This window comes from Billgrantia ethanolica (assembly GCF_021404305.1).
Classification (GTDB): domain Bacteria; phylum Pseudomonadota; class Gammaproteobacteria; order Pseudomonadales; family Halomonadaceae; genus Halomonas; species Halomonas ethanolica.
Genome location: NZ_JABFTX010000003.1, coordinates 419,419 through 442,990, shown reverse-complemented (window position 1 = coordinate 442,990; position 23,572 = coordinate 419,419). Strand labels below are relative to the sequence as shown.

The 23,572-nt window shown below is 64.1% G+C and carries 17 protein-coding genes and 1 pseudogene; 7 read left to right on the top strand and 11 right to left on the bottom strand.

The genetic code is table 11. From position 1 onward, the window contains the following. Positions 1–118: 118 nt before the first annotated feature. Entirely contained in the window at positions 119–1,954 is a 1,836-nt protein-coding gene (gene radD / locus HOP53_RS15150) for a DNA repair helicase RadD (protein ID WP_234270808.1), read from the bottom strand. A 55-nt stretch (positions 1,955–2,009) separates the two neighbouring features. Then, on the bottom strand, positions 2,010–2,804 hold the full coding sequence (locus tag HOP53_RS15145; protein WP_234270807.1) for a crotonase/enoyl-CoA hydratase family protein: 795 nt from the start codon (positions 2,802–2,804) through the stop codon (positions 2,010–2,012). A gap of 327 nt (positions 2,805–3,131) precedes the next feature. Here HOP53_RS15145 and HOP53_RS15140 point away from each other — a divergent pair, with 327 nt between their 5' ends. Continuing rightward, positions 3,132–3,623: a hypothetical protein gene (locus tag HOP53_RS15140; protein ID WP_234270806.1), complete on the top strand. Its 492-nt coding sequence runs from the start codon at positions 3,132–3,134 to the stop codon at positions 3,621–3,623. A gap of 117 nt (positions 3,624–3,740) precedes the next feature. Here HOP53_RS15140 and purL read toward each other — a convergent pair whose 3' ends face one another. Beyond that, the gene (gene purL, locus HOP53_RS15135) at positions 3,741–7,691 is read right to left on the bottom strand and encodes a phosphoribosylformylglycinamidine synthase (protein ID WP_234270805.1); all 3,951 of its coding nucleotides are present in this window, start codon (positions 7,689–7,691) and stop codon (positions 3,741–3,743) included. A gap of 153 nt (positions 7,692–7,844) precedes the next feature. On the opposite strand from purL, the gene mltF reads away from it, so the two are divergent. Together mltF and HOP53_RS15125 are read left to right on the top strand one after the other, a co-directional pair. Continuing rightward, complete coding sequence (mltF, locus tag HOP53_RS15130; RefSeq protein WP_234270804.1) at positions 7,845–9,314, top strand: membrane-bound lytic murein transglycosylase MltF; 1,470 nt, start codon at positions 7,845–7,847, stop codon at positions 9,312–9,314. A gap of 9 nt (positions 9,315–9,323) precedes the next feature. Beyond that, positions 9,324–11,300 carry a GGDEF domain-containing protein gene (locus HOP53_RS15125; RefSeq protein WP_234270803.1) on the top strand — a complete coding sequence of 659 codons (1,977 nt, stop codon included), beginning with the start codon at positions 9,324–9,326 and terminating at the stop codon, positions 11,298–11,300. Here the strand turns inward: HOP53_RS15125 and tadA are convergent. Then, a complete protein-coding gene (gene tadA / locus HOP53_RS15120) occupies positions 11,277–11,768 on the bottom strand; it encodes a tRNA adenosine(34) deaminase TadA (protein WP_234270802.1) in 492 nt (163 codons plus the stop codon). The genes HOP53_RS15125 and tadA overlap by 24 nt on opposite strands. A 62-nt stretch (positions 11,769–11,830) precedes the next feature. Between tadA and HOP53_RS15115 the strand changes: the two genes are divergently transcribed. Further along, positions 11,831–12,646: an acyl-CoA thioesterase gene (locus HOP53_RS15115; RefSeq protein ID WP_234270801.1), complete on the top strand. Its 816-nt coding sequence runs from the start codon at positions 11,831–11,833 to the stop codon at positions 12,644–12,646. 185 nt (positions 12,647–12,831) lie between these two features. Next, on the top strand, positions 12,832–14,598 hold the full coding sequence (locus HOP53_RS15110; protein WP_234270800.1) for a methyl-accepting chemotaxis protein: 1,767 nt from the start codon (positions 12,832–12,834) through the stop codon (positions 14,596–14,598). 385 nt (positions 14,599–14,983) lie between these two features. On the opposite strand, the pseudogene HOP53_RS15105 reads toward HOP53_RS15110, so the two are convergent. The 3 genes and pseudogenes from HOP53_RS15105 to chrA form a co-directional block, all read right to left on the bottom strand. Continuing rightward, a pseudogene (locus HOP53_RS15105) lies at positions 14,984–16,366 on the bottom strand (methyl-accepting chemotaxis protein); the annotation flags it as partial. 289 nt (positions 16,367–16,655) lie between these two features. Next, positions 16,656–17,531, bottom strand: coding sequence for a bifunctional nuclease domain-containing protein (locus HOP53_RS15100; protein ID WP_234270798.1), 876 nt, complete (start codon positions 17,529–17,531; stop codon positions 16,656–16,658). Between the two features lie 92 nt (positions 17,532–17,623). Continuing rightward, a complete protein-coding gene (gene chrA / locus HOP53_RS15095; RefSeq protein WP_234270797.1) occupies positions 17,624–18,997 on the bottom strand; it encodes a chromate efflux transporter in 1,374 nt (457 codons plus the stop codon). 241 nt (positions 18,998–19,238) lie between these two features. Here chrA and HOP53_RS15090 point away from each other — a divergent pair, with 241 nt between their 5' ends. Beyond that, the gene (locus tag HOP53_RS15090) at positions 19,239–19,415 is read left to right on the top strand and encodes an MgtC/SapB family protein (RefSeq protein WP_234270796.1); all 177 of its coding nucleotides are present in this window, start codon (positions 19,239–19,241) and stop codon (positions 19,413–19,415) included. Between the two features lie 9 nt (positions 19,416–19,424). Continuing rightward, the gene (locus HOP53_RS15085; protein WP_234270795.1) at positions 19,425–20,480 is read left to right on the top strand and encodes an MgtC/SapB family protein; all 1,056 of its coding nucleotides are present in this window, start codon (positions 19,425–19,427) and stop codon (positions 20,478–20,480) included. Positions 20,481–20,487: 7 nt separating this feature from the next. Here the strand turns inward: HOP53_RS15085 and HOP53_RS15080 are convergent, their stop codons facing one another. The 4 genes from HOP53_RS15080 to HOP53_RS15065 all read right to left on the bottom strand — a co-directional run bounded on the left by HOP53_RS15080 (position 20,488) and on the right by HOP53_RS15065 (position 23,471). Then, entirely contained in the window at positions 20,488–20,850 is a 363-nt protein-coding gene (locus HOP53_RS15080) for a DUF1428 domain-containing protein (RefSeq protein ID WP_234270794.1), read from the bottom strand. 40 nt (positions 20,851–20,890) lie between these two features. Then, a complete protein-coding gene (locus tag HOP53_RS15075) occupies positions 20,891–22,138 on the bottom strand; it encodes an RNA polymerase sigma factor (protein WP_234270793.1) in 1,248 nt (415 codons plus the stop codon). Positions 22,139–22,145: 7 nt separating this feature from the next. Further along, the gene (locus HOP53_RS15070; RefSeq protein ID WP_234270792.1) at positions 22,146–22,505 is read right to left on the bottom strand and encodes a YciI family protein; all 360 of its coding nucleotides are present in this window, start codon (positions 22,503–22,505) and stop codon (positions 22,146–22,148) included. A 96-nt stretch (positions 22,506–22,601) separates the two neighbouring features. Then, complete coding sequence (locus HOP53_RS15065) at positions 22,602–23,471, bottom strand: LysR family transcriptional regulator (protein WP_234270791.1); 870 nt, start codon at positions 23,469–23,471, stop codon at positions 22,602–22,604. Between the last annotated feature and the right edge of the window lie 101 nt (positions 23,472–23,572).

The following is a 23,572-nucleotide window of genomic DNA, read 5'->3' as shown; positions in this document are numbered from 1 at the left end:
AAGAGTGCAGGGTCAGGGTAAGTCCGGCCCGGCCTCGACACAGGCCCCCAGCGGTGGACGATGCTTGGCAGTCGGAAAGCTCGACCTGATCACACCAATCGCGGCGTGAGTGTCGGCCTCACTCCACCGCCTCGGCCTTGCGATAGCGCCCGGTATAGTCGAACAGCTTTTCGCGCACCTGCCAGTGGCGCCCCACCTTGCGCCCCACCACGAAATCGGGATGTCGCAGGCGCCGACGCTCGGCGATGACCTCTTCGGCACTCAGCGGCTGCCAGCGCGCTCCAGGCGCACGCAGGTGATCGCGCAGGAACACCGCAGCGAAGGCGGCGCGCTGAGCCGGGGTTTCCAAAGCGAACCACTCGCTCAGGCTCGTCCCGTCCTCGTCGTGGTAGGTGACCTTGAGCCGCGGCAGCCCGCGGCCGTTGACGGTGGCCTCGAGCTGCATACCGGCCACCCGCAGCACCCGGGCATCCCTGAGGCGCAGCGCCTCCTTGAGCTTGTCGTCGGCGTCGACCAACTGGGTCTGGCAGCCATGGCAGCGCCGCGCCGCGATATCGTTCTCGGCACCACACTCGCCGCACACCTTGAAGCGGTAGCGGAACGAGCACTGCTCCATCGCAGACGTTGTCGATGCTGACCTTATGTTTTTCGCGCGGGGTCGGGCGCGTTCAACGAGCCCCTGACAGCGCCTGCCGAAATGCTCGATGACGATTTCGCCCTCCTTGCGGCCCCAGAACAGGTTGGCATGGCCGCAAGCGGGGCATTCGACCTGCACCGGCTCGGTGTCCGAGGCCGAGCGCGGGCTGCCCACTTCCGGCGCATAGAGATCCCAGGGGTTGCCGGCGTAGTCGAGAATCAGGCAGTCGCGCTTGCCCGGGGCCAGGCGTAGGCCGCGACCGACGATCTGCTGATAGAGACTCACCGACTCGGTAGGTCGCAGAATGGCGATCAGATCGACATGAGGCGCGTCGAAGCCGGTGGTGAGCACCGCCACGTTGACCAGGTACTTGAGCTCACGGGCCTTGAAGGCGGCAATGATGCGCTCGCGCTCCCGCGACGGCGTCTCGCCGGTGATCAGCGCCGCCTCGGCGGCCGGCAGGTAGCCGAGCACCTCCTCAGCGTGGACCACGCTGGCGGCGAACAGCATCACGCCCTGGCGGCTGCGGGCGCGCTCGACGATCTCGGCGACGATACCCGGCGTAGCACGATTGCCCGCCGCCACCCGGTTTAGCTCCTCCTCGCGGAACACCCCGCCCGCGCCCGGCACCAGCGCGGAAAAATCGTAGCGCTCCACAGCAGCATCCACGCGCCTGGGTTCGGCCAGGTAGCCCTGCCTGACCATCAGCCGCAGCGGCTGCTCGAACACGCAGTCGCGAAAGAAGCAGTCGTCGTCGCCGCGCACCATGCCATGGTGATGGCGGTGATAGATGAAGCCCTGGCCCAGGCGATAGGGCGTAGCGGTCAGGCCCAACACCTTGAGCCGCGGATTGACCTGCCTGAGCGCTTCGATCACACGACGATAGCTGGCCTCCTTGTCCGGCGCGACGCGGTGGCATTCATCGATTACCAGCAGGGTGAAACGGCCCTGCTCCGGGGCGGATGCATCGAAGCGCGAAAGGTTGCGCACCACCGACTGTACCGAACCGAACACCACCTGGCGGGCGCTCTCCTTGCGCCCCAGGCCGGCACTGAAGATGTCCGCCTCGAGGCCATAGGCCAGGTACTTGGCGTGGTTCTGCACCACCAGCTCACGCACGTGGGCCAGTACCAGCACCCGCCCGCGGGCGAGTCGCGCCAGCTCGGCGATGACCAGCGACTTGCCGCTGCCGGTGGGCAGCACCACCACCGCCGGCTCGTCGCTGGCGCGGAAGTGCGCCACCACGCGGCGCACCGCCTCCTGCTGGTAGGGGCGCAGCGCAGGGGCGGCGGTGTCGGGCGGGGTGACGGTTCTCATGTGCGGACAGTCGGCAATCGATGGCCGCTCATCTTACCCGCCCGCGGGCACGAAATCAGGTGAAGCGAGGCTCGCGTCCGGCCATCCTGGCTGCTACCGCTTCCAGCTGCTCCTCGCCGCCAAGCAGGCCGCGCTGCAGACTGGCCTCCAGCGCCAGGCGCTCGCGCTTCGACATAGCAGGGGCGCGCGTGAAGAGTTCACGTGCCGCCGCCACCGCCTTGGGCGAGCGCGCCGCCACCGCGGTGGCAATGTCTCGCGCGGTACGCCGTGGATCATCGGCGAGACGCGTGCCGAGCCCCAGCGCAACCGCTTCCTCACCGCCTACCTTGCGCCCGGTCCAGGCCAGCTCGCGCAGCACATCGCTGCGAATCGGCTCCCCTGTCACGCTGATGCCCATGTCGGGAATGATGCCCCAGACGATCTCCAGCAGTGCCAGCCGGGCCTCGGGATGCACCACGCGAACGTCGGCGCCCAGGGCAATCTGCAGCCCGCCGCCATAGACGTGCCCGTGCAGCGCGGCGATCACCGGCACGCCGGCATCGCGCCAGCCAAGCGCCAGGCGCTGTACCGGATTGATGCCCTGTTCATCGGGAGCCAGCAGCGAGGGCAGCCGTTCGGGACGAGACATGATCGCCGCCATGTCGAGCCCGGCGCAGAAGCTCTCCCCTTCTCCCTGTAGCACCACAGCGCGCAGCCCCTCAAGCTTGGTCAGGTGCTGCTGCGCCGCCAGCAGAGCGTCGATCATCGCCCAATCGAGGCCGTTGTGCTCACGGGGACGCACCAATGTAACCTCGGCGACATGATCCTGAAATTCCAGTGTCACTCGCTCATGAAAGACTTCCCTAGTCATGCCTCGCAGCCTCTTGTCGTTGGTCTCGGCAGTCTGGCGTGACGGCTACAGTTGTCAAACCTTCGTTTCATTTTTCTTCATGGCTTCTTCCGCAGTTCGACTATAGTGAAAACTCAGTGCCGTGTCGGACGAGACCACCCTAGGGCGATGGGAAAGCGGGTGGTTTGCGTCATACCGGTGGATGGAATCACTGGTTCTTCAGACCTAAACGCCTCGAAACTTGATGAAGGTCATGCAAACTGGGGGCACTATTCGAGCATCATTCCAGCGCTGTGGAATCAAGCAGGGAAGCAGCCGATGCTCAGCCTCCGACAAGAGGACACTGCCATGCCAGAAAGACCAATAACGATCGCCAGGCGGGCCCTGGCGCTGGATGAGCTGTTGACACTCGCTGAAGCCCACGAACGTGCCGAGGTGACTCGGTATCGAAGGCTTGCCTTCAGCTTTCTACCCTTCGATACCTCCGTGAGCCGGCTGTTGGCCTCGCTCGGCATCCAGTGCGAAATGCGTGTCGAGGAGCTCCGCCGTCTTTCGCGCCAACTGGGCCTGCCGGAAGGCGCCACCCAACAGGCGGCACAGGCCATGTCGCCACCGTTGTTCATCGATACACCACTACAGGCGCACGAGACCCTTACCCAGGCGATCGTCGATGCCGAGCAATCGCTGCATTTCCACAAGCATCTGCGTGAAGCCAGCACCGTGACGGCGCTGTACCCGGCACAGACAGCGATCATCAAGCAGAAGCAGGCAGAGCATGTGGTACTGGAGGGCTTCGTCGCCTCACGCAGCGAACCGAGGCAGATGGAACAGCGCGCCTGAGGGCGACTCAATCCCGCCTCTCGGAGTCAGCGATACCCAGGCAGGGATAAGCCAGAACAGCATGAAGCAAAGAGGCGGCCACTGGCCGCCTCTTTCATTTGCGAATGACGGGCAAGATCAGCCCAGCCATACCCTGGCATTACGGAACAACCGCAGCCAGGCACCGTCGCGGGTCCATTCCACGGGCCGCCAGGAGTTGGTGACCGCCCGCACCACACGCTCGGGGTGCGGCATCATGATGGTCACCCGCCCATCCGGCGTGGTGAGCCCGGTGATACCGGAAGGCGAGCCATTGGGGTTGGACGGGTAGTGGGTAGTTACCTGGCCATAGTTGTCGACGTAGCGCAGGGCAACCTGAGAACTGCCCTGCATGCTGCGCAGGTGCGCGCTGTCGCGGAACTCGGCGCGCCCTTCACCGTGAGCCACGGCAATGGGTAGCCGCGAGCCCTCCATACCGGCAAGCAGGATCGATGGGCTCTGCTCTACCTGAACCATTGCCACCCGGGCCTCGAACTGCTCGGATTCGTTACGCACGAAACGCGGCCAGCTGTCTGCGCCGGGAATCAGCTCCTTCAGTTGGGAGAACATCTGGCAGCCGTTACAAACGCCGAGGCCGAAGCTGTCGTCACGCTCGAAGAACGCCGCAAACTGCTCCCGTGCCCGCGGGTTGAACAGTACCGACTTGGCCCAACCCCCGCCGGCTCCCAATACGTCGCCATAGGAGAAGCCGCCGCAGGCGACGAGCCCCTTGAACGAGGCGAGATCGACACGTCCGGCGAGGATATCGCTCATGTGCACGTCCACCGACTCGAAGCCGGCGTGGTGGAAGGCCCAGGCCATCTCCAGGTGACCGTTGACCCCCTGCTCGCGCAGAATGGCCACCGCCGGGCGTGTGGTGTTGACGAACGGTGCCGCGACGTCCTCTTTCACCTCGAAGGTAGGGCTCGCGGAGAGGCCCGGGTCGCGACCGTCGAGCAGGCCGTCGAACTCGCTCTTGGCGCAGTCGGGGTTGTCGCGCAGCGCCTGCATGCGGTAGCTGGTCTCGGCCCAGGTACGCTGGGCCAGCAGCCGGGTGGTCTCGAGCAGCGGCTCCTCGAACAGGGTCACGCGTACCTGGTCGTCGTAGCGCGGCCGGGCGATGACGCCACAGGTCTCGATACCCGCAGCGGCGAACTGGGCCAGCACCTCTTCGGTGTACTGACGATTGATCTGGATTACCGCACCGAGCTCCTCGGCGAACAGCGCATCCACCGCCTGGGTAGGCTCGTCGATCAGCCAGTCGAGCTTGATCTCGAGGCCGGCATGGGCGGCGAAGGCCATTTCCAGCAGTGTGACCAGCAGACCGCCGTCGCTGCGGTCGTGGTAGGCCAGAAGCTTGCCGTCAGCATTGAGCCCCTGGATCACGGCGAAGAACGCCTTGAGATCCTCGGGATCGTCGAGATCGGGACATTCGTTGCCAAGCTGACCGTAGACCTGCGCCAGCGCCGAGCCGCCCAGACGGTTCTTGCCGCCGCCCAGATCGATCAGGATCAGATCGGACTCGTCCTGCTCCAGGTTGATCTGCGGTGTCAGGGTCTTCAGCGCATCGGTGACCGGGGCGAAACCGGTGACCACCAGCGACAGCGGTGCGGTGATACTCTTCTCCTCGCTTTCGCCCTTGTCGGTCTCGGCCTGCCAGGCCGTACGCATGGACATGGAGTCCTTGCCCACCGGAATGGCGATGCCGAGCTGCGGACACAGCTCCATGCCCACCGCATGCACGGCATCGAACAGCGCCTGGTTCTCGCCGACGTGATCCGCGGCACTCATCCAGTTAGCGGAGAGCTTGATGTCGGACAGCTTGGCGATCGGCGCGGCGGCCAGGTTGGTGATGGTCTCCGCCACCGCCAGGCGGGCGCTGGCCGCCGGATCGATCAGCGCCACCGGCGGGCGCTCACCCATGGCCATGGCCTCGCCGGCATGGGTATCGAAGCTCGCCGTGGTCACGGCGACGTCGGCCACCGGCACCTGCCACGGGCCAACCATCTGGTCGCGGGCCACCATACCGGTGATGGAGCGGTCGCCGATGGTGATCAGGAAGCTCTTGGAAGCCACCGTGGGCAGCCGCAGCACGCGCTCCATGGCCTCGCGCAGGTCGAGGTTGTCGAGCATCACGCCGGGCAGCTCCAGCGACTCGCGCTGGAACTCGCGCTGCATCTTCGGCGGCTTGCCGAACAGCACGCTCATCGGCAGATCGACCGGCCTGCTTGCCATGGACTGGGCCTCGAAGTGGCCGTCGCGCACCTCCAGGTGATGCGCCTCGGTAGCCTCGCCGACCACCGCGTAAGGGCAGCGTTCGCGGGCGCACAGCGCATCGAAGGTGTCGAGATCCTCGGGCGCCACCGCCAGCACGTAGCGCTCCTGGGCTTCGTTGCACCAGATCTCCAGCGGGCTCATGCCCGGCTCGGCATTGGGCACCGCACGCAGATCGAACAGGCCGCCGCGCCCGCCGTCCTTGACCAGCTCCGGCAAGGCATTGGAGAGCCCGCCGGCGCCGACGTCATGAATGAAACGGATGGGGTTGGCTTCGCCCAACGCCCAGCAGCGGTCGATCACTTCCTGAGCGCGGCGCTCGATCTCGGCGTTGTCGCGCTGTACCGAGGCGAAGTCGAGATCGGCGCTGGAGGCGCCGGAGGCCATCGACGAGGCAGCACCACCGCCCAGGCCGATCAGCATGGCCGGGCCGCCCACCACGATCAGCTTGCCGCCGACCGGAATCTCGCCTTTCTGGACGTGACCCTCGCGAATGTTGCCGTAGCCGCCGGCGATCATGATCGGCTTGTGATAGCCACGCCGCTCGATACCGCCGGCACCCAGGGTGTCCTGCTCGTAGGTGCGGAAATATCCGGTCAGGTTGGGACGGCCGAACTCGTTGTTGAACGAGGCACCGCCGATGGGCCCTTCGAGCATGATGGCCAGCGCCGACTGCATGCGCTCGGGCTTGCCGTAGTCGAAGGCTTCCCAGGGCTGGACGAACTCGGGAATGCGCAGGTTGGACACGGTGAAGCCGGTCAGACCCGCCTTGGGCTTGGAACCGATGCCCGTGGCCCCCTCGTCACGGATCTCGCCGCCGGCGCCGGTAGCCGCCCCCGGGTAGGGCGCGATGGCGGTGGGATGGTTGTGGGTTTCCACCTTCATCAGGATATGGATCGGCTCGCGATGCGCAGCGTAGACGGCACGTTCGGCGGCCTTGCCGGTCAGCGGTGCGGCAAAGAAGCGCCCCGCCTCGCTGCCCTTGATCACCGCGGCGTTGTCGCTGTAGGCGGAGAGAATGTCGCCGGGCGAAGCCTGGTAGGTGTTCTTGATCATCTTGAACAGCGAATGGCTCTGCGCCTCGCCGTCGATCACCCAGTCGGCGTTGAAGATCTTGTGTCGGCAGTGCTCGGAGTTGGCCTGGGCGAACATCATCAGTTCGACGTCGGTGGGGTTGCGCGCAAGCTCGCGGAACGCCTCGACGAGATAGTCGATCTCGTCCTCGGCCAGGGCCAGGCCCAGCGCGACGTTGGCCTGCTCCAGCGCCGCCCGGCCGCCCTCGAGAATGTCCACCCGCCCCAGCGGGGCCGGTTCGTGATGAGCGAACAGCTGAGCGGCATCGGAGGCATCGACCAGCACGCTCTCGGTCATGCGATCGTGCAGGGTCTCGCGAATCGCCATGAAGGCCGCTTCCGACATCGGCGCCCTGAGCGCCACGCGATAGGCAACGCCCCGCTCGAGGCGGCGCACCCGCGCCAGGCCGCAGTTGCGGGCGATATCGGTGGCCTTGGACGACCACGGCGACTGGGTACCGATACGCGGCACCACCAGAAACAGCTGGCCGTCGGCCTCGCCCTGAGCGCCATCTTTGGCGCCATAGTCGAGCAACTGGCCGAGCAGACTCCGTTCATCGTCGGATAGCTCACCGTCGTGATCCACGAAGTGCACGTAGGAAGCGTGCAGGGACTCGACCTCGGGAACCCGTGCGCGCAGGGCAGCCAGCAGCTTGTCGTGACGGAAAGCGGAAAGGGCAGGCGCGCCTCGAAGTTCGAGCATGTCTTGAAGCCTCTGAAGCAAGCGGAGGAAGGGCCGCGCGGCGGCGAAGAAAGGCGCTATGATACTGGAAAGCGACGGGCAGACGAAATGCAGCGGATGACAGCCGTGTCTCGGGCCGTTATCGTGAAGCTCTCATCGCCGATCGTCAGCTGAATGCCCGAGTTCGCGAATCGAATATTGCTGAGCCGTCTGCGCCTGGCCGCCATGCTGCTGCTGGGAGTCGTTCTGTGCCTGACCCCCTACCGCCATTTCAAGCCTGCCAGCGGCCTGCTGGAAGAGGTGCGCGAGCGCGACTTCATCAGCATCCATACGCGCAATACGCCAACCACCTATTACGAGGGACGTCACGGCCCGACCGGTTTCGAGTACGAGCTGATGCGCCGTTTCGCCGAGTATCTCGGCGTCAGTCTGACCCTGGATGCCCGCCACCATATCCAGAGCGCGCTGGACGCGGTGCGTCAGGAGGGCGACCTGGCGGCGGCGGCCCTGCCGCTGGATCTGACCCAGCCCGACCTTATCTATAGCCGCCCCATCCTCGACCTGCAACCGCTGCTGGTCTATCGCCGTGGCCTGCCGCCGGTGAAAGACCCGGAAGCCCTCGCCGGCCTGACCATCGGCACCATCCGCGGGTCGGGCACCGATCGCGTGCTGCGCGAGCTGCAGGCGGAACATCCGGAGCTCGGGTGGCGCGAATCCTCGGAGGTGGAAGTCGCCGAGCTGCTGAGCCAAGTGGAGGGCGGCTACCTGGATGCTGCCGTGGTCTTCGAGCATCAGTTCCGTATCAACCGGATCTTCTTCCCCGGCGTGGAGCGCGGTTTCCCGCTGGGCAAGCCACTCTCAATGGCATGGGCCTTTCCCGCCAGCGGCGGTCTGAGGTTGCAGCAGGCGGCCAACCGCTTCCTCTACGGCCTGCAACAGGCAGGCGTGCTCGACGAGCTGGTGGCCCGCCACTTCGGCCATGACGACTATCTCGAGTACGTCGGCGCGCGGGTCTTCATTGCACACCTCAACGAGCGCCTGCCCACCTATGCCGACCTGTTTCGCGAAGCGGCGCGCAACACCGGCTTCGACTGGAAGCTGCTGGCGGCGCTGGGCTATCAGGAGTCGCACTGGGATCCCGAGGCCACCTCGCCTACCGGTGTGCGGGGGCTGATGATGCTGACCCTGCCCACCGCCGGCGAGATGGGTGTGAGCGATCGCCTCGACCCGGCACAGAGCGTCGACGGCGGAGCGCGCTACCTGCGTCAATTAAAGGATCGGCTGCCCGAGTCGATACAAGGAAATGACCGCCTCTACATGGCCATGGCCGCCTACAACGTCGGCATTGGTCATCTGTACGATGCCCGCCGTATCACGGAAGAATTGGGTGGCGACCCCAACCGCTGGGAAGATGTACGTGAGGCGCTGCCGCTGCTGCAGAAGCGCGAATGGCACAGCAGAACCCGCCACGGCTATGCGCGGGGCGGTGAGCCGGTGATCTACGTGCGCAACATTCGGCGCTACTACGAGATCCTGTCGTACGTCGACCGCAGCCAGCAGCAATACCTGCAGCTGAACGATGCGTCAAATGGCGAGGATGAGGAGTTCCCGTTGTTCGATATCATCTCCCCCCTCCACCAGTAGAGGGTACTCATGTCCCGCCACGCCGCTCTTCTGACCAGCCTGGCTTTCGTTCCCCTCACCCTGGGGCTCGTCGGCGCGGGCGGCGACCAGCCCCCCTTGCACGAGTCAGTCACGTTGGGCCTTGTCGGACTGCTCATCCTGGCCCAGTTGATGGCGCTGCTGGGCGGACGGGCGCTGGCCAAGGGGGTGGTAGGCGTCGTGATGCTGCCGGCGTCCCTGGCCCTGACCAGTTATGCCCTGCCGGAATACTGGGTGACGCTGGAGAGCTGGGACGCCATGAGCCATGGCCTGGCCAAGGGAGTGACACTGGAAGCATGGCGTCCGGCCCTGCTGACGACCCTGAGCCTGATCCTCGTGGCCGTACTCATCCTCACCCACTCCCGGTCTACGCATGGCGGCCCGCTGCTGCTGGTCATGGCCGTGCTACTGAGCGTACAGGGGCTGCTCGACGCTGCCGCGCCAAGTGAGTCGCTGCTGCGAACCACGGCCGGCCTCTGGACCACACTGTCCCTAGCGCTCCTGCTGGCCGGTCTGAGCGTGGCGGCACTGCCGGGTTGGCGACTTCACGCGGCCCCACTCAGGCGGGCCCTGGTTCCCTCTTTGGCCCTCGTACTTACCGTGCTGCTGCTGTGGCACCACCAGAAAAACATGACCGAGCGGGAGCTGCATGGCACCGTCGCGACGGAAGCCAGGCAGCTCGGACAGCGGCTCACGCGTGAAATACAGGATCATCTGATGGCGGTGGAGCGCTTCGCCAACGTCTGGACGCTGTTCGATGCGCCCCCCAGCCAGGAACAGTGGTCTCGCCAGGCAACGCTGTATCACCGCGATTTTCGCTACCTGCTCAACATCGCCTTCGTCGATCCCGACAGCCGCCTCACTCGCGTCTATCCGCCCAGCGACATCAACCTTCAAGTGCTGGGCGCACGCCTCTTCGATGCCCAGCCCGCCGGGCGCGAGGCCGTGAGTCGAGCGCTGTTCGAACGGCGCATCGGCCGCACCGACGTGATCATGCTGCTGCAGGGCGTTCCCGGCATCATTCATTACCTGCCGATCCCCCTCGATGAACAGCGCACCCTCGGCGCCGTGGCCATGGTCATCGGCCTGCCGATGCTGGCCGAGGCGCTGTTCAGCGAGGTCGATGGCCAGCACTTCGGCCTGCTCCTCAGTCAGGGAGAGCAGGTCTTGGCCAGCCAGACGCCTGACACACGGCTCGCGTCCTGGCAGCACCAGGCTCAGCTCGACGTGGCAGGCACTCCCCTGCTGCTCAGTGTGCAACCCAGCCATGCCCGGCTGTTGCAGCGCCTGCCGCGCCACCCGGTGGTCACGCTGATCACCGGGCTTACCCTGGCCTACCTGCTCTACCTGGTGCTGCACGGCTACACCCGCCTGGCACGCCAGCATCGCCGGGTACGCGACACCAACCGGGTGCTGCGCCGTGAAATTCTCATGCGCAGCCAGCTTCAGGAAGAGGTCGAGTGGCTGGCCCGGCATGACGAACTGACACGACTACCCAATCGGCGCCTGTTCATGGAAGCGCTCGAGGCCAACGCCGTGCGGCGTCCGCTGAGCGTGCTGATCTGCGATGTGGATCATTTCAAGCGCATCAACGATCACCAGGGCCACCTGGTGGGAGATAGCTACCTGGTTGAAATGGGTCGGATCGGGCGCGAGCTGATCGAGCCGCAGGGTGGCCTGTTCGCCCGTTACGGTGGCGAGGAGTTCGTCGCCTGCCTGCCACAGGTAGATGCCATCCAGGCGCTGGAAATCGCCGATACGCTGCGCCGTCATCTTGCGGAAGCCGAGCTGCAGCATCATGACGGTCAGCTCCTGACTGCCAGCGTGGGCGTGGTCACGTTGATCGACGGTCCGCTCGACGTTGCCGTCATCATGCAGGCCGCCGACGACGCCCTCTATCGCGCCAAGGCCGAGGGCCGCAATCGGGTCAAGGCGGCGCCGCCCTTAGTGATCGCCGAGCGGGCCTGATGCCGCTTCGTCACGTTCTCTCCGGGCCTCGAAGAAGGTCTTTAGCAGCTTGGCGGCGCGCGCGGCCAGTACGCCCCCCTCCACCGTGACCCGATGATTGTGCCAAGGCTGGGCAAACAGGTTGGCCTTGGACTCCACCATACCGGTGCGCGGTTCTACCGCTCCATAGACCAGCCGGGCGATGCGCGCATGGATGATCGCCCCGGTGCACATTAGGCAGGGCTCAAGGGTGACGTAGAGCGTGCACCCATCCAGTCGATAGTTGCCCAGCCGCTGAGCGGCATCGCGCAGGGCGCGAATCTCGGCATGAGCGCTGGGATCGTGTCCCGAAATGGGCGCATTGAAGCCCGCTCCCACGATCTCTCCGGACGGGCTCACCACCACCGCTCCCACCGGCACCTCTCCGGCCGCCAGCCCTTCACGGGCCTGGTCCAGCGCCCGATGCATGTAGAATTCGTCACTGCGCATCGGCGCGGACTCCGTTATGCTGATGCCTTAAACAACCGTATGATACGCCCTGAGGAAGCCACATGTCCGACGCCCTGAATCAGCTCGTCGCCCTGCTCGGCCTGGAAGAGATCGAGGAGAACCTGTTCCGCGGCCGCAGCCAGGACCTGGGGCTACCCCAGCTGTTCGGCGGCCAGGTACTCGGCCAGGCGCTATCGGCGGCCACCCGCACGGTGGATGCCTCGCGCCAGGCGCATTCACTGCATGGCTACTTTCTGCGCCCCGGCGACCCTAACCGCCCCGTAGTCTATCAGGTCGACCGCGTACGCGATGGCGCCAGCTTCACTACCCGGCGTGTCACCGCCATTCAGAAGGGGCGCCCGATCTTCTTCTGCAGCGCCTCCTTCCACGGCCGTGAAGAGAGCATCGCCCACCAGATGGCGATGTCCCAACTGGCAACGCCCGAGGCCCTGGCTCCCAGCGCCCGGCTGGAGCGCTTTCCCGGCCACCCCATCGAGTTTCTGCACCTGGGCGACGAGGCCGAGCCGGGGCAGCCCTCACGCAAGCGGCTGTGGTTTCGTCTCACCGGCGAGCTGCCCGACGACCCCGCCCTGCACCGCTACCTGCTGGCCTACAGCTCCGACTTCAACCTGCTGACTACGGCACTGGTGCCGCACGGCATCACCTTCCGCGACCCCAAACTGCAGATCGCCAGCCTCGACCATGCGCTGTGGTTCCACCACGACGTGCAGGTCAACGACTGGCTGCTCTACGACATGGACAGTCCCTGGGCCGGCGGTGCCCGCGGCTTCACCCGGGGGAGCATCTATGACCGCAGCGGCCGGTTGGTGGCCTCTACCGCCCAGGAGGGACTGACCCGGCTACGGAACCCATCCTGACACCCAGTCAATACTGGCGTTGTTTGCCATGCTGCCTGACGCGTTTCCACTGGAAAAACGCAGCCGCGGCATTATGTCTCACTGTCAAGCCCGCGAAGTACCCTTCAGTTTTCTCCTTTGCAGCCGAAGTAAGCAACGGCATCCCGCCAAGCCCTCGCTTACCTTCGTCCGTGAAGGAGTCCCATATGAACGAACCTCCCAGCAAGACCTCATTTTTCTCAAGCCTTCAGGCTCGCATCCTCGCCCTGGTACTGTTCCCTCTGCTGTTGACCACCGCCACCCTGGTTATCGTCGATGCCTTCGGGCGTATCAAGGACAGCCACACCAACCTCGCCCACCAGCGTCAGCTCCTCATCGAGACCCGACAAGTCGGCGTACGCGACGTCGTGGAAAGTGCCCGCACCGCCATCCAGCCGGTGCTGCAAGACCGCTCCCTCAATGACAGTGAAAAGCGCGAACGTGCCGCCGAGATCCTGCGTGCCATCCGCTTTGAAGGCGATAATTATATTTTTGCCTACGAGTACAACGGCACCAATATCGTGTTGCCATACAGCCGCGAACGCGAAGGCACCGATATGAGCGGCGTGCAGACGCCCGATGGTGCTTACCTGGTACGCGATCTGGTGCAGGTTGCGCGTCAAGGCGGCGGCTATTACGAGTATCCTTGGCCTTACCCAGGCACCAACGAGATCATTCCGAAATACTCTTTTGCCGATGCAGTCCCTGAGCTGGACTGGATGATCGGCGCCGGGGTCTATGTCAACGATATCGACGCAGCCATGGCGGGTGCCGAGTCAAGAGCCGCCCACGAGCTACGCAGCTCCATCATTACCTCGGCTCTGCTCGGTATGCTGATCTTCATGGGCGTTGCGGCAGTTACCATATGGATGGTACGTCGCACCGTGCAGCCCATCCGCCGCACCGCAGAAGCGATGCGCGACATCGCCAAGGGCCAGGGCGATTTGACGCGTCGTCTGAACATCGAGAGCCGCGACGAGATCGGCGAGCTGGCCGCCCAGTTCAACGCCTTCGTTTCGCGCATGCAGGAGACCCTGCGCGACGTGCGGCGCAGCACCACCAGTGTGCACCAGGCCGCCGAGGAGATTGCCCAAGGCAGCGACGAACTGGCCACCCGCACCGAACAGGCCGCCGCCAACCTGCAGGAGACCTCCGCCTCGATGGAGGAGATCACCGCCACGGTGAACCACAGCGCCGAATCGGCCGAACAGGCCAATCAGCTAGTCATCGCTACCTCACAGGTCGCCCGTGAAGGGGAAGCCGCGATGCAGCAGGTCGAGCGCACCATGAGCGACATCGACACCTCCTCCTCGCGCATTGCCGAGATCATCAGCCTGATCGACGGCATTGCCTTCCAGACCAACATCCTGGCGCTCAACGCCTCGGTCGAGGCGGCACGGGCCGGTGAGCACGGTCGCGGTTTTGCCGTGGTGGCCCAGGAAGTCCGCTCGCTGGCCAGCCGTTCGGGTGAAGCCGCCCGGGAAATCCGCGCCTTGATCGACGCTTCCGTGACCCATGCCCGCGACGGCAGCGCCATCGTTCAGCGTGCCGGCGAGACCATGCGCGAGATCGTGACCAGCGTGGCGAGGGTCAATGACGTCATCGCCGAGATCAGCGCCGGAGCCCGGGAGCAGAACGCCGGCATCGGCCAGATCAACACCGCCGTGGCCGAAATGGATACCATGACCCAGCAGAACGCCGCCATGGTGCAGCAGACCAGCACCACCGCCAACGAGATGCGCCGCCACGCTCAGCATCTCAACGAGCTGATCGGCACCTTCGTGCTCGGTGAGGATGGTCATGTTCAGGCCGCAACGCGCCGGCCTGCCGCAGCGGCCCAGCCGCGTGCCGCACTGCCTCGCCCTGCCGCGGATCCCAAGCCGCACCAGGCACGTCAGGCACGTCAGGCCGAGGAGGAGTGGGAAACCTTCTGAGGCGGTCCGACAGCAGCCAGGGCGGCCAATGCCCGCCCTGGCTGGTCACTTGCACTACCCGTTCGCTTCGCAAGGCGTGTTAAAAGCTATCCCACTCCGGTTCTAGCTGTCGCTTCGCCTGACTCGGCCGGGGCTCATGACGCTCAGCGGGCGGCGCGACCAAGGCCGTGGCACTCTTGGCAACAGTACGGCCTAAGATTGCGCCCTGACTCGGATCCTGGCGATGAATTTTGAAGGAAGCAACCGCTTCGCTCAGCTCCCTCGCCTGCTGCTCCAATGACGCCGAGGCATTGGCAGTCTGCTCAACCAGAGCTGCATTGTCCTGAGTCACCTGGTCCATTTGATTCACCGCAACGCTGACCTGCTCGACAGCAGCATTCTGCTCCTGAGAACCACGCGCCACTTCATCCATCAATTCAGACACACGCTTTACGCCTGCAACGATCTCATCCATTGCCGTACCTGCCTCATCGACCAGCAAGCTTCCTTCCTTGACGATCCCGGCATTCTGATCCACCCGTGACTGAATCTCCTGCGCCGCATCGGCACAGCGCTGCGCCAGATTGCGCACTTCCTGCGCAACGACGGCAAAACCACGGCCCTGCTCGCCGGCACGAGCCGCTTCTACCGAGGCGTTGAGGGCGAGGATATTGGTTTGGAAAGCAATGCCATCTATGACTTCGATGATGCCACTGATCTTCTGCGAACTTTCGTTGAGTTCACGCATCTTTCCCGCCACCAATTCGGCCTTTTCACCCCCGGTTTCTGCACTCTGGCTCACCTGACGTGTCAGTTGGTTCGCCTGTGCCGCATGCTCGGTATTCTGCTTCACCGTAGCGGCAACCTGCTCCATGCTGGTAGCGGTTTCCTGCAGACTGGAAGCCTGCTCTTCGGTTCGCTGAGAAAGATCGGTATTTCCCGAGGCTATCTGCCCTGAACCCGTAGCAATGTTTCCTGCCGACTGTTGAATCGAGACGATCAGCTCTCGCTGCTGTTCCTGCATGTCAGCCAGTGCTCTCAAGGCAAGCCCTACCTCGTCCTTCGCTCCGGTCACGATAGGCTGGCTGAGATCGCCTTTGGCCATGAGCGAGAAATGCTCCATCATTCGCTTGAGCGGCTGCCCGATGGCGCGAATCAACCACCAGCTCATACCAACCGAAACCAGCAAAGCGAGAAGAAAGGCGCCAATGATCAGATTCCTCTCAAATACGTAATAATCCAGGGCGCTGGAAAATTCATCCTGAGCAACTGCCGCTTGCAAGTCGATCAATTCATGAGCCACATCGTTGGCAGCCTGGAAGAGAGGGAGCGTAAGCTGCTGGTATACGCGATTACCGGCCGCAAAATCACCATCCGCATAGTACTCCAGTGCCGGCTCGAGCCCTGTGGCAACAAACTCTCCCTGACGGGTTTCGAATATTTCAGCGAGCTGACGTTCTTCATTTGTCAGTCGATGCGCGGTGAACGCTTGCCAAGTGGCTTCTATCTCTTCGGCATTGTTCTCGATGTCGGCTTGTATGTCGCCAAATGAACGGGCCTCTTCACCGCCCCGATCTAATCGAGGATCATTCAACACTATTTGACTCATGGCAATGAGATTCTCACGCATTAGCTCATCGATTCTTGTTAGCTGAATAGTAGGAATGAGTCTATCTTCGTACACGGTCTGGATAGCGCGGTTACTAGTGTTCATTCCGCTTAGCCCAAACCCACTCACCAACAGCAGGAAGGCAAGGAACATGATGCTGAACATGATGAGCCTTGCTCTGATGGTAATCGTCATTGCCGTCTCCGCGTCATGTAATATACATTGCCGACAATTTACATCAATGAGCTATTCGATCAGGATGGCGCTCTAGCAAAAGTCGTCAGAAATGGATTCCGACGTCATCACAAAAGTGCAAAAAACCCTAACTCACGTTTCACCCTAGCCAAATATCCAATGAAAAAATCGCGGCCTCAAGACAGATAACGGCCTCAGCATATATAACTTTAGGAAAAGTTAATTAATTATAATTAGAGCAATATAATTCACCTAAAAGGTTTCTTTTGAGGTCTCAGGTGCGAATGCCGGGCACGTCCTGCCTCGGCCGCGGCATGGGCTCACGCGGTGGTACGTCAGTAGTGACCTCGATCTCGTGTTCCTCGCCCTGCTGCCAGTAGCGCAGCCGGGCGTCTTCGTCCACGGCCGTGTCGCGCACCAGCTCGAGATAGCGCAGCGGCGTCTCGGGCACCTCACCGTTCACTTCCAGCAGCAGCGCGCCCGGCTCCAGGCCGGCCTCGGCCGCTGGGCCGCGCACGTCACTGACCAGCACACCAGGCTGGTCGGGCAACCCCAGCGCTTCGCGCAGGTCATCGGTGGCCGGTGCAACGGTGATGCCGAGCGCCACCACCACCTGATCGTCCAGACCTTCGTACTCGATGTCACGCGCCGCCTCGAGCACCTGAGGTGCAACATGAATGCTCGCCCCGGCATGGATGGCCAGAGCGATGGCATCGCTGGGGCGGCTGTCGATGCGGATCCTCTCGTCGCGCCCCGGCAGGCTGAGTTCGAGCATGCCGAGAAAGGTATGGTCGACGATGGCATCGACGTAGACGCGCTCCAGGGTGGCTTCCATCTCGCCCAGTACGTCGCTCAGCAGATCGTGGGTCATGGGCCGCGGCGAACGCTCTCCGGCGAGGCCGCGCAGGATGGCACCGGCCTCGTTGACGCCAATGAAGATGGGAATCACCTCGCGAGCCCCCGGCTCCCGAAGCAGCACCACGGGTGGACCACCGAAGCCGGCCACCCCAACCGTGGCGATCTCTACTTCGACCATCTCGTCAATCTCGGCAGCGAGCTCCCGTGCGTTGGCGGTACCCAACGATGCCGCCAGCAGCGCGACACCGCACAGCAACGACAGCAGATAACTCCCGAGTTTTGGCAACGACATAGCTTTCTCCGGCTAGGCTGCAGGTCATGGGTTCAGCATGGCACCCATGGCGCCGGCCTGCCATGCCGTTACTCCTCCTGCCCCGCCAGCGTCTAGAAAACCAAAGAGAACAGCACACCCAACAGCGCACAGCCACCCAGCACCTTCAGCATGCCGATCTTGAAGTGGAAGATGGCGGCCATGGCCCCGGCAGCCAGCAGCAGGGCCAGAGGATCCAACGTGCCGAGCTGAGGAATCAGCAGGCGCACCCCGAGCAGGTGCCGTTCGGCGACTTCGGCAAAGATCACGTGGAGACCGAACCAGATCGCCAGGTTGAGGATCACGCCCACCACCGCGGCGGTAATGGCCGACAGCGCGGCACTGAGGGCACGGTTGTCACGCAGCCGCTCCACGTAAGGGGCACCGAGGAAGATCCACAGGAAGCAGGGTACGAAGGTCACCCAGGTGGTGAGCACCGCCGCCAGGGTAGCCGCAACCATGGGATCGAGCCCGGTCGCCTCGCGATAGGCACCCATGAAGCCGACGAACTGCACCACCTGGATCAGCGGCCCCGGCGTGGTCTCGGCCATGCCCAGGCCGTCGAGCATCTCGCCGGGGGCCAGCCAGCCGTAGTTCTGCACCGCCTCCTGGGTCACGTAGCCCAGTACCGCATAGGCGCCGCCGAAGGTGACTACCGCCATCTTGCTGAAGAAGGTGGCGATCTGGCTGAAGACGTTGTCGCCGCCCAGTGTGACCAGCAGCAGCGCCACCGGCGTCAGCCACAGCAGCAGGAAGATCGCCGAGACGCGCAGTGACCAGCTGCGGTTGGGGCGCGCATGGGCCGGCAGCCCCTCGCCGAGCAGCGAGTCGCGGTCGCTCAGCCCCGGCCCGCCGCCATCGCCGTGGCCGCCGCCCGCCTGGAAAGCCGTCATGCCGCGCTTGCCGCCCCAGAAACCGATCAAGGCGGCTCCCAGGATAATCAGCGGGAAGGCGATCTCGAGAAAGAAAATCCCCACGAAGGCTGCCGCCGCCAGGCCGATCATCACCCGGTTACGCAGTGCGCGCTTGCCGATGCGCACCACGGCGTGGAGCACCACCGCCAGTACGGCCGCCTTGAGGCCGAAGAAGAGCCCCGCCACCAGGCCCACGTTGCCCAGCGTGGCATAGAGGTAGCTCAGCGCCAGGATGGCGATGAAGCCGGGCAGCACGAACAGGCTGCCCGCCACCAGACCGCCCTTGGTGCGGTGCATCAGCCAACCGATGTAGATGGCCAACTGCTGGGCCTCCGGCCCTGGCAGCATCATGCAGTAGTTGAGCGCATGCAGAAAACGCTTCTCACCGATCCACTTCTTCTCCTCGACGAGGATGCGGTGCATCACTGCTATCTGCCCCGCCGGGCCGCCGAAGCTGAGCATGGCCACGCGCAGCCAGACCATCACGGCCTCGCGGAAGGGAACCTGATGGGGCGTTTCGTTAACGGGGGGCATGGGCACGCTCACAGCAAGGAAATGGTGGTTCGAGGGCAGAATTCTGCCCTGTTATGGCTCGCCGAACCAGCACGGGAGTATGAATGGATTACGTAACGGACTGATGACACTGCACTTGCGAGAAGACAGCTAACGGCCGAGGAGTTTGCTCAGTGCGATACGACGTTCCACTCTGAAGGTGATATTCCAGAGAAGAAAAAATCGATGGACGGTATTGCTCGCGATTTTCTTGCAGATAACCATGATACTCATGGAGCTTGCCGTGGCGTTGCTGCTGGGGGCCCTGATCGGTATCGAACGAGGCTGGTCCGCCCGCGAACGGGAGTCCGGCGAACGCGTGGCCGGGGTACGCACCCATGCGCTGATCGGCCTGTTCGGTGGCGTGGCCGCGCTGCTCTCGGAGGTACTCACGCCTTAGGCCTTTCCATTGATCTTCCTGGCGGTCGCCGTCATTGCGCTGGCCGGCTATCGGGCCAGCATGGAGAAGAGCGGCGACTACAGCATCACCGGCCTGATCGGGCTGCTGTTGACCTTCTGCTTCGGTGCCCTGGCGGTTGCCGTGGATATCGCACTGGCGACGGCCTGTGCCGTGGTCACGGCGCTGATTCTCGACAACAAGCGCGAGATTCACGGGCTGCTGCACAAGCTTCACGCCAACGAGCTGGATGCCGCCTTGAAGCTCCTGCTGATCAGCGTGGTGGTACTGCCGCTGTTGCCCAACGAGGACATGGGCCCCGGCGGCGTGCTCAACCCCTATGAGATCTGGTGGCTGGTGGTACTGATCGCCTCGATCTCGTTCATCGGTTACTTTGCTGTGCGACTCGGTGGCACCGAAAAGGGCATCCTGTTCACCGGCCTGTTCGCCGGGCTGAGCTCCTCCACCGCCCTGACCCTGCAGTATGCCCGGCAGGCGCGTCGTGAACCCCAGTTCTCTCCGATGCTCGCCGCCGGCATTCTGCTGGCCTGCGGCACCATGCTGCCCCGCCTGCTGCTCTATGCCGCCCTCGTCGGTCCGGCCATGCTGCCTCAGATGCTGGCACCACTCGCGGCCATGGGGCTGGCCCTCTTCCTGCCGGCGCTGTGGCTGTGGCGCCGCCACCGCCACGACATCAAGGCGGAACGTCCGATGAACCAGAACCCGCTGGAGCTGCGCGCCGCGCTGCTGCTGGGCGCCCTGCTGGCGGCGGTCATGGTCATGGGCGAATGGTTACGCGCCTGGCTTGGGGATGCCGGCGTCTACCTGCTTGCTGCCACCGCCGGCATCGCCGATGTGCATGCCATCGCCCTGTCGCTGGGCCGCATGGCCACGAACACCATCACACCCACCACCGCCGTGATGGGTATCGTGCTGGCCGCTGCGGTGAACAATCTGTTCAAGGTCGTGCTGACCTTCAGCGCAGGGAATGCCCGCCTGACGCGTTGCCTGGTAGGCCCGCTGCTGGCCTCGGCCACGGCCGGGCTCACCGTGGCCTGGCTGGTCTGACGCTTCCTCAAGGCAGCCTCAGCACCTCACGAAAACCACCCCAGATCATGCGCTTGCCATCGAAGGGGTGGTTGGCCGGATCCATCATGTCTGCCATGCGCGGGTCTTCCATCACCTTGGCATTGATGCGGTCGCGCTCCTCCCGCGAGGCGTAGAGAATCCAGGAGAAGATCACCGTCTCCCCCGGTTCGAGCTTGACGCTCTGGGGGAAGGAGGTATGCACCCCCGGCTTGACGTCATCGGCCACGCATTCCACATATTCCAGCGCGCCGTGATCGCGCCAGACCTCCCCTGCTCGTCGAGCCATCTCCATGTAAGCATCGAGATTGCCTTCAGGCACCGGTAAAATGAATCCATCGACGTAGCTCATGATCTTGCCTCCTGTGGTTGGCACTGCGCCCGACATGGGCTCATGCCTTCTTCGAGCCGACCAATGCGAAATCGACATCGCAGCGTTGCGTCACGACCTCCTGTAGACGACGCTCGAGAAAGCGCCGTTCGGCGCCCTGGGTCACCAGTGCCAGGGCCTGGCGGTACTGCTCGGCCGCCTCGCCATGGCGCCCCAGCCGACGCAGCAGGTCGGCGCGCGTGGCGGGCAGCAGGTGATAGCCGGGCAGGTGAATCTTGTCGAGCAGCTCCAGGCCCGCTTCCAGCCCGTCGGCCATGGCCACCGCCACAGCCCGATTGAGCGCTACCACCGGCGTAGGCTGAATGGCGTAAAGCAGGCTGTAGAGCGCAGCGATGCGCCGCCAGTCGGTGTCTGCGGGAGTCGCCGCCTCGGCGTGCAGCGCGGCGATGGCGGCCTGCACCGCGTAGCCACCGGGCAGGCCGCCACGCAGCGCGATACCCACATGGGCACTGCCCTCCTTGATCTCGTCGGCATGCCAGCGCGAGCGATCCTGCTCGTCCAGCAGCACGATGTCACCGGCCGCGTCGGTACGCGTATCGCGCCGGGCATGATGCAGCAGCATCAGCGCCAGCAAACCCCGCGCCTCGTGCTCCGCCGGCAGCAGCTGCACCAGCATGCGCCCCAGGCGAATCGCCTCACGGCACAGGTCGCCGCGCACCCAGTCGTCGCCGAAGCTGGCCGCATAACCTTCGTTGAAGATCAGGTAGATCACTGCCAGTACCGGCTCCAGGCGCTCGTCCAAGGCGGTGTCGTCGGGCACCTCGAAGGGAATGCCGGCATCGCGAATCTTGGCCTTGGCCCGTACCAGGCGCTGGGCCAGGGTCGGCACCGGTACCATGAAGGCCCGGGCGATCTCCTCGGTACGCAGCCCGCCCAGGGTGTGCAGTGTCAGCGCCACCTGGGCGGGCCGTGCCAGAGCCGGATGACAGCAGGCGAAGATCAGGCGCAGGCTGTCGAGAGGTTCGGCTTCGAGGTCGTTGTCGAGCAGCAGCTCCAAGTGCTGACGCAGCTCGTCGCCCTTGCGCTCGCGCATCTGTTGGTGGCGCAACTGATCGACCACCTTGTGGCGCGCGGTGGCAATCAGCCACGAGGTCGGATTCGGTGGCCAGCCCTCGGCCGGCCACTGCACCATCGCCGCCTCGAAGGCCGCCTGCACGGCATCCTCGGCCAGCTCGAAGTGACCGAAGCGGCGAATCAGGCTGGCCAGCACGTGGCCATACCCACGGCGATACAGCTCATCCAGAGACACGCAGTCCTCACAATCGATAGGCGGGATCCACCGGCCTCACCTCCACCGAGCCGCCGACCCGCAACGGCGGAATGCGCCGGGCCAGCGCCAAGGCCTCATCCAGGTCACGACACTCCACCACGTGAAAGCCGCCCAGTTGCTCGCGGCTCTCGGCAAAGGGACCGTCCAGCATCACCGTCTTGCCATTCTGCTCGCGCAGCGTGGTGGCCGACTCCACCGACTGCAGCCGAGCCCCTCCGCGGTAGTGTCCGCTGGTGACCATCTCCTGGATCAGGGCGTGGTAATCGGTCATGACGGCATCGCGTTCGGCATCGGGCAGGCCGTTCCACAGCGCCTCGTCGATACAGCACATCAGCATGTATTGCATGGCAGTTCTCCTGATAAGCGCAGCCGCATGGCTGCCTGATAAGGGATCGAACCAGCACGCCACGAATCGACAGGGCGTGCTGATGAACATCACGAATCAGGCAGTCTCGACCGCTCGAACCGGCCGCATGCCCTCCAACAGGGCATCCGCCAATGCCTTCGACAGGCCCCGTTCTGAATGACTCGCTTCGCTGACCAGCATGATTTCCGCGGCAGGCAATTCCGGCAACCCATGCTCTGCGGACAAGGCGATCAGCCCCGGCTTCAATTGGCTAGCCGGCATGGGTGCGACGGCAAACCCGGTGGCGGCAGCGACATGCAGACCCGCCCCGCTCATGCACAGCATGGCAGTGCGCTGGGCGATGCCCGCCATGGCCAGTTGAGCCAAGGCGATTTCACGATAGGGGCAGGGCTCAGGGAAAAGCGCCAGAGGCAGGGGCGAAGGCAGCTCTTGTTCCGCCCGTTCACTCCAAGCCCACACCAAGGGTTCCTGCCATAGGCGGGTTCCCGTGACAGGCTCGTCACATTGCGCCCCAAGCACCATATCGACGTAACCCTGACGCATGGCACCGAGCAATTCCCCTGGGATGCCGACACGGACTTCGATATCCACAGCGGGGTGGCAATGCATGAAACGCTTCAATAGCGTGAGCAAGCGTTCATTGGCGAAGTCCTCTGACACTCCCAAGCGTATGCTGCGCTGATCGGCAGAGCGGGAAATCTCTTCCATGGCATCCCGGTTCAACGCCAGGATCGCACGTGCATAGCCCAGCAGGCGTTCTCCATCCGGTGTCAGTTGAACGCTGCGGGTGGTTCGTTCGAGCAACGCCTTGCCCAGTTGAGACTCCAGGCGGCGCAGGTGTCCGCTGATGGCGGGCTGAGTCAGGTGCAGCCGGTTGGCGGCAGCCGTAAAGCTTCTCTCTTCGACGACCGACACGAAGCTACGGAGCAGCAGGAGATCGAGCATTATAAAGTTTCGCTATAAATAAAATGACTTGGTTATTATTAATGGGGTGTTTTGAAACACCGCGGCATCTTCAACCAAAAAAATATAGCAGAAAGAAGCAG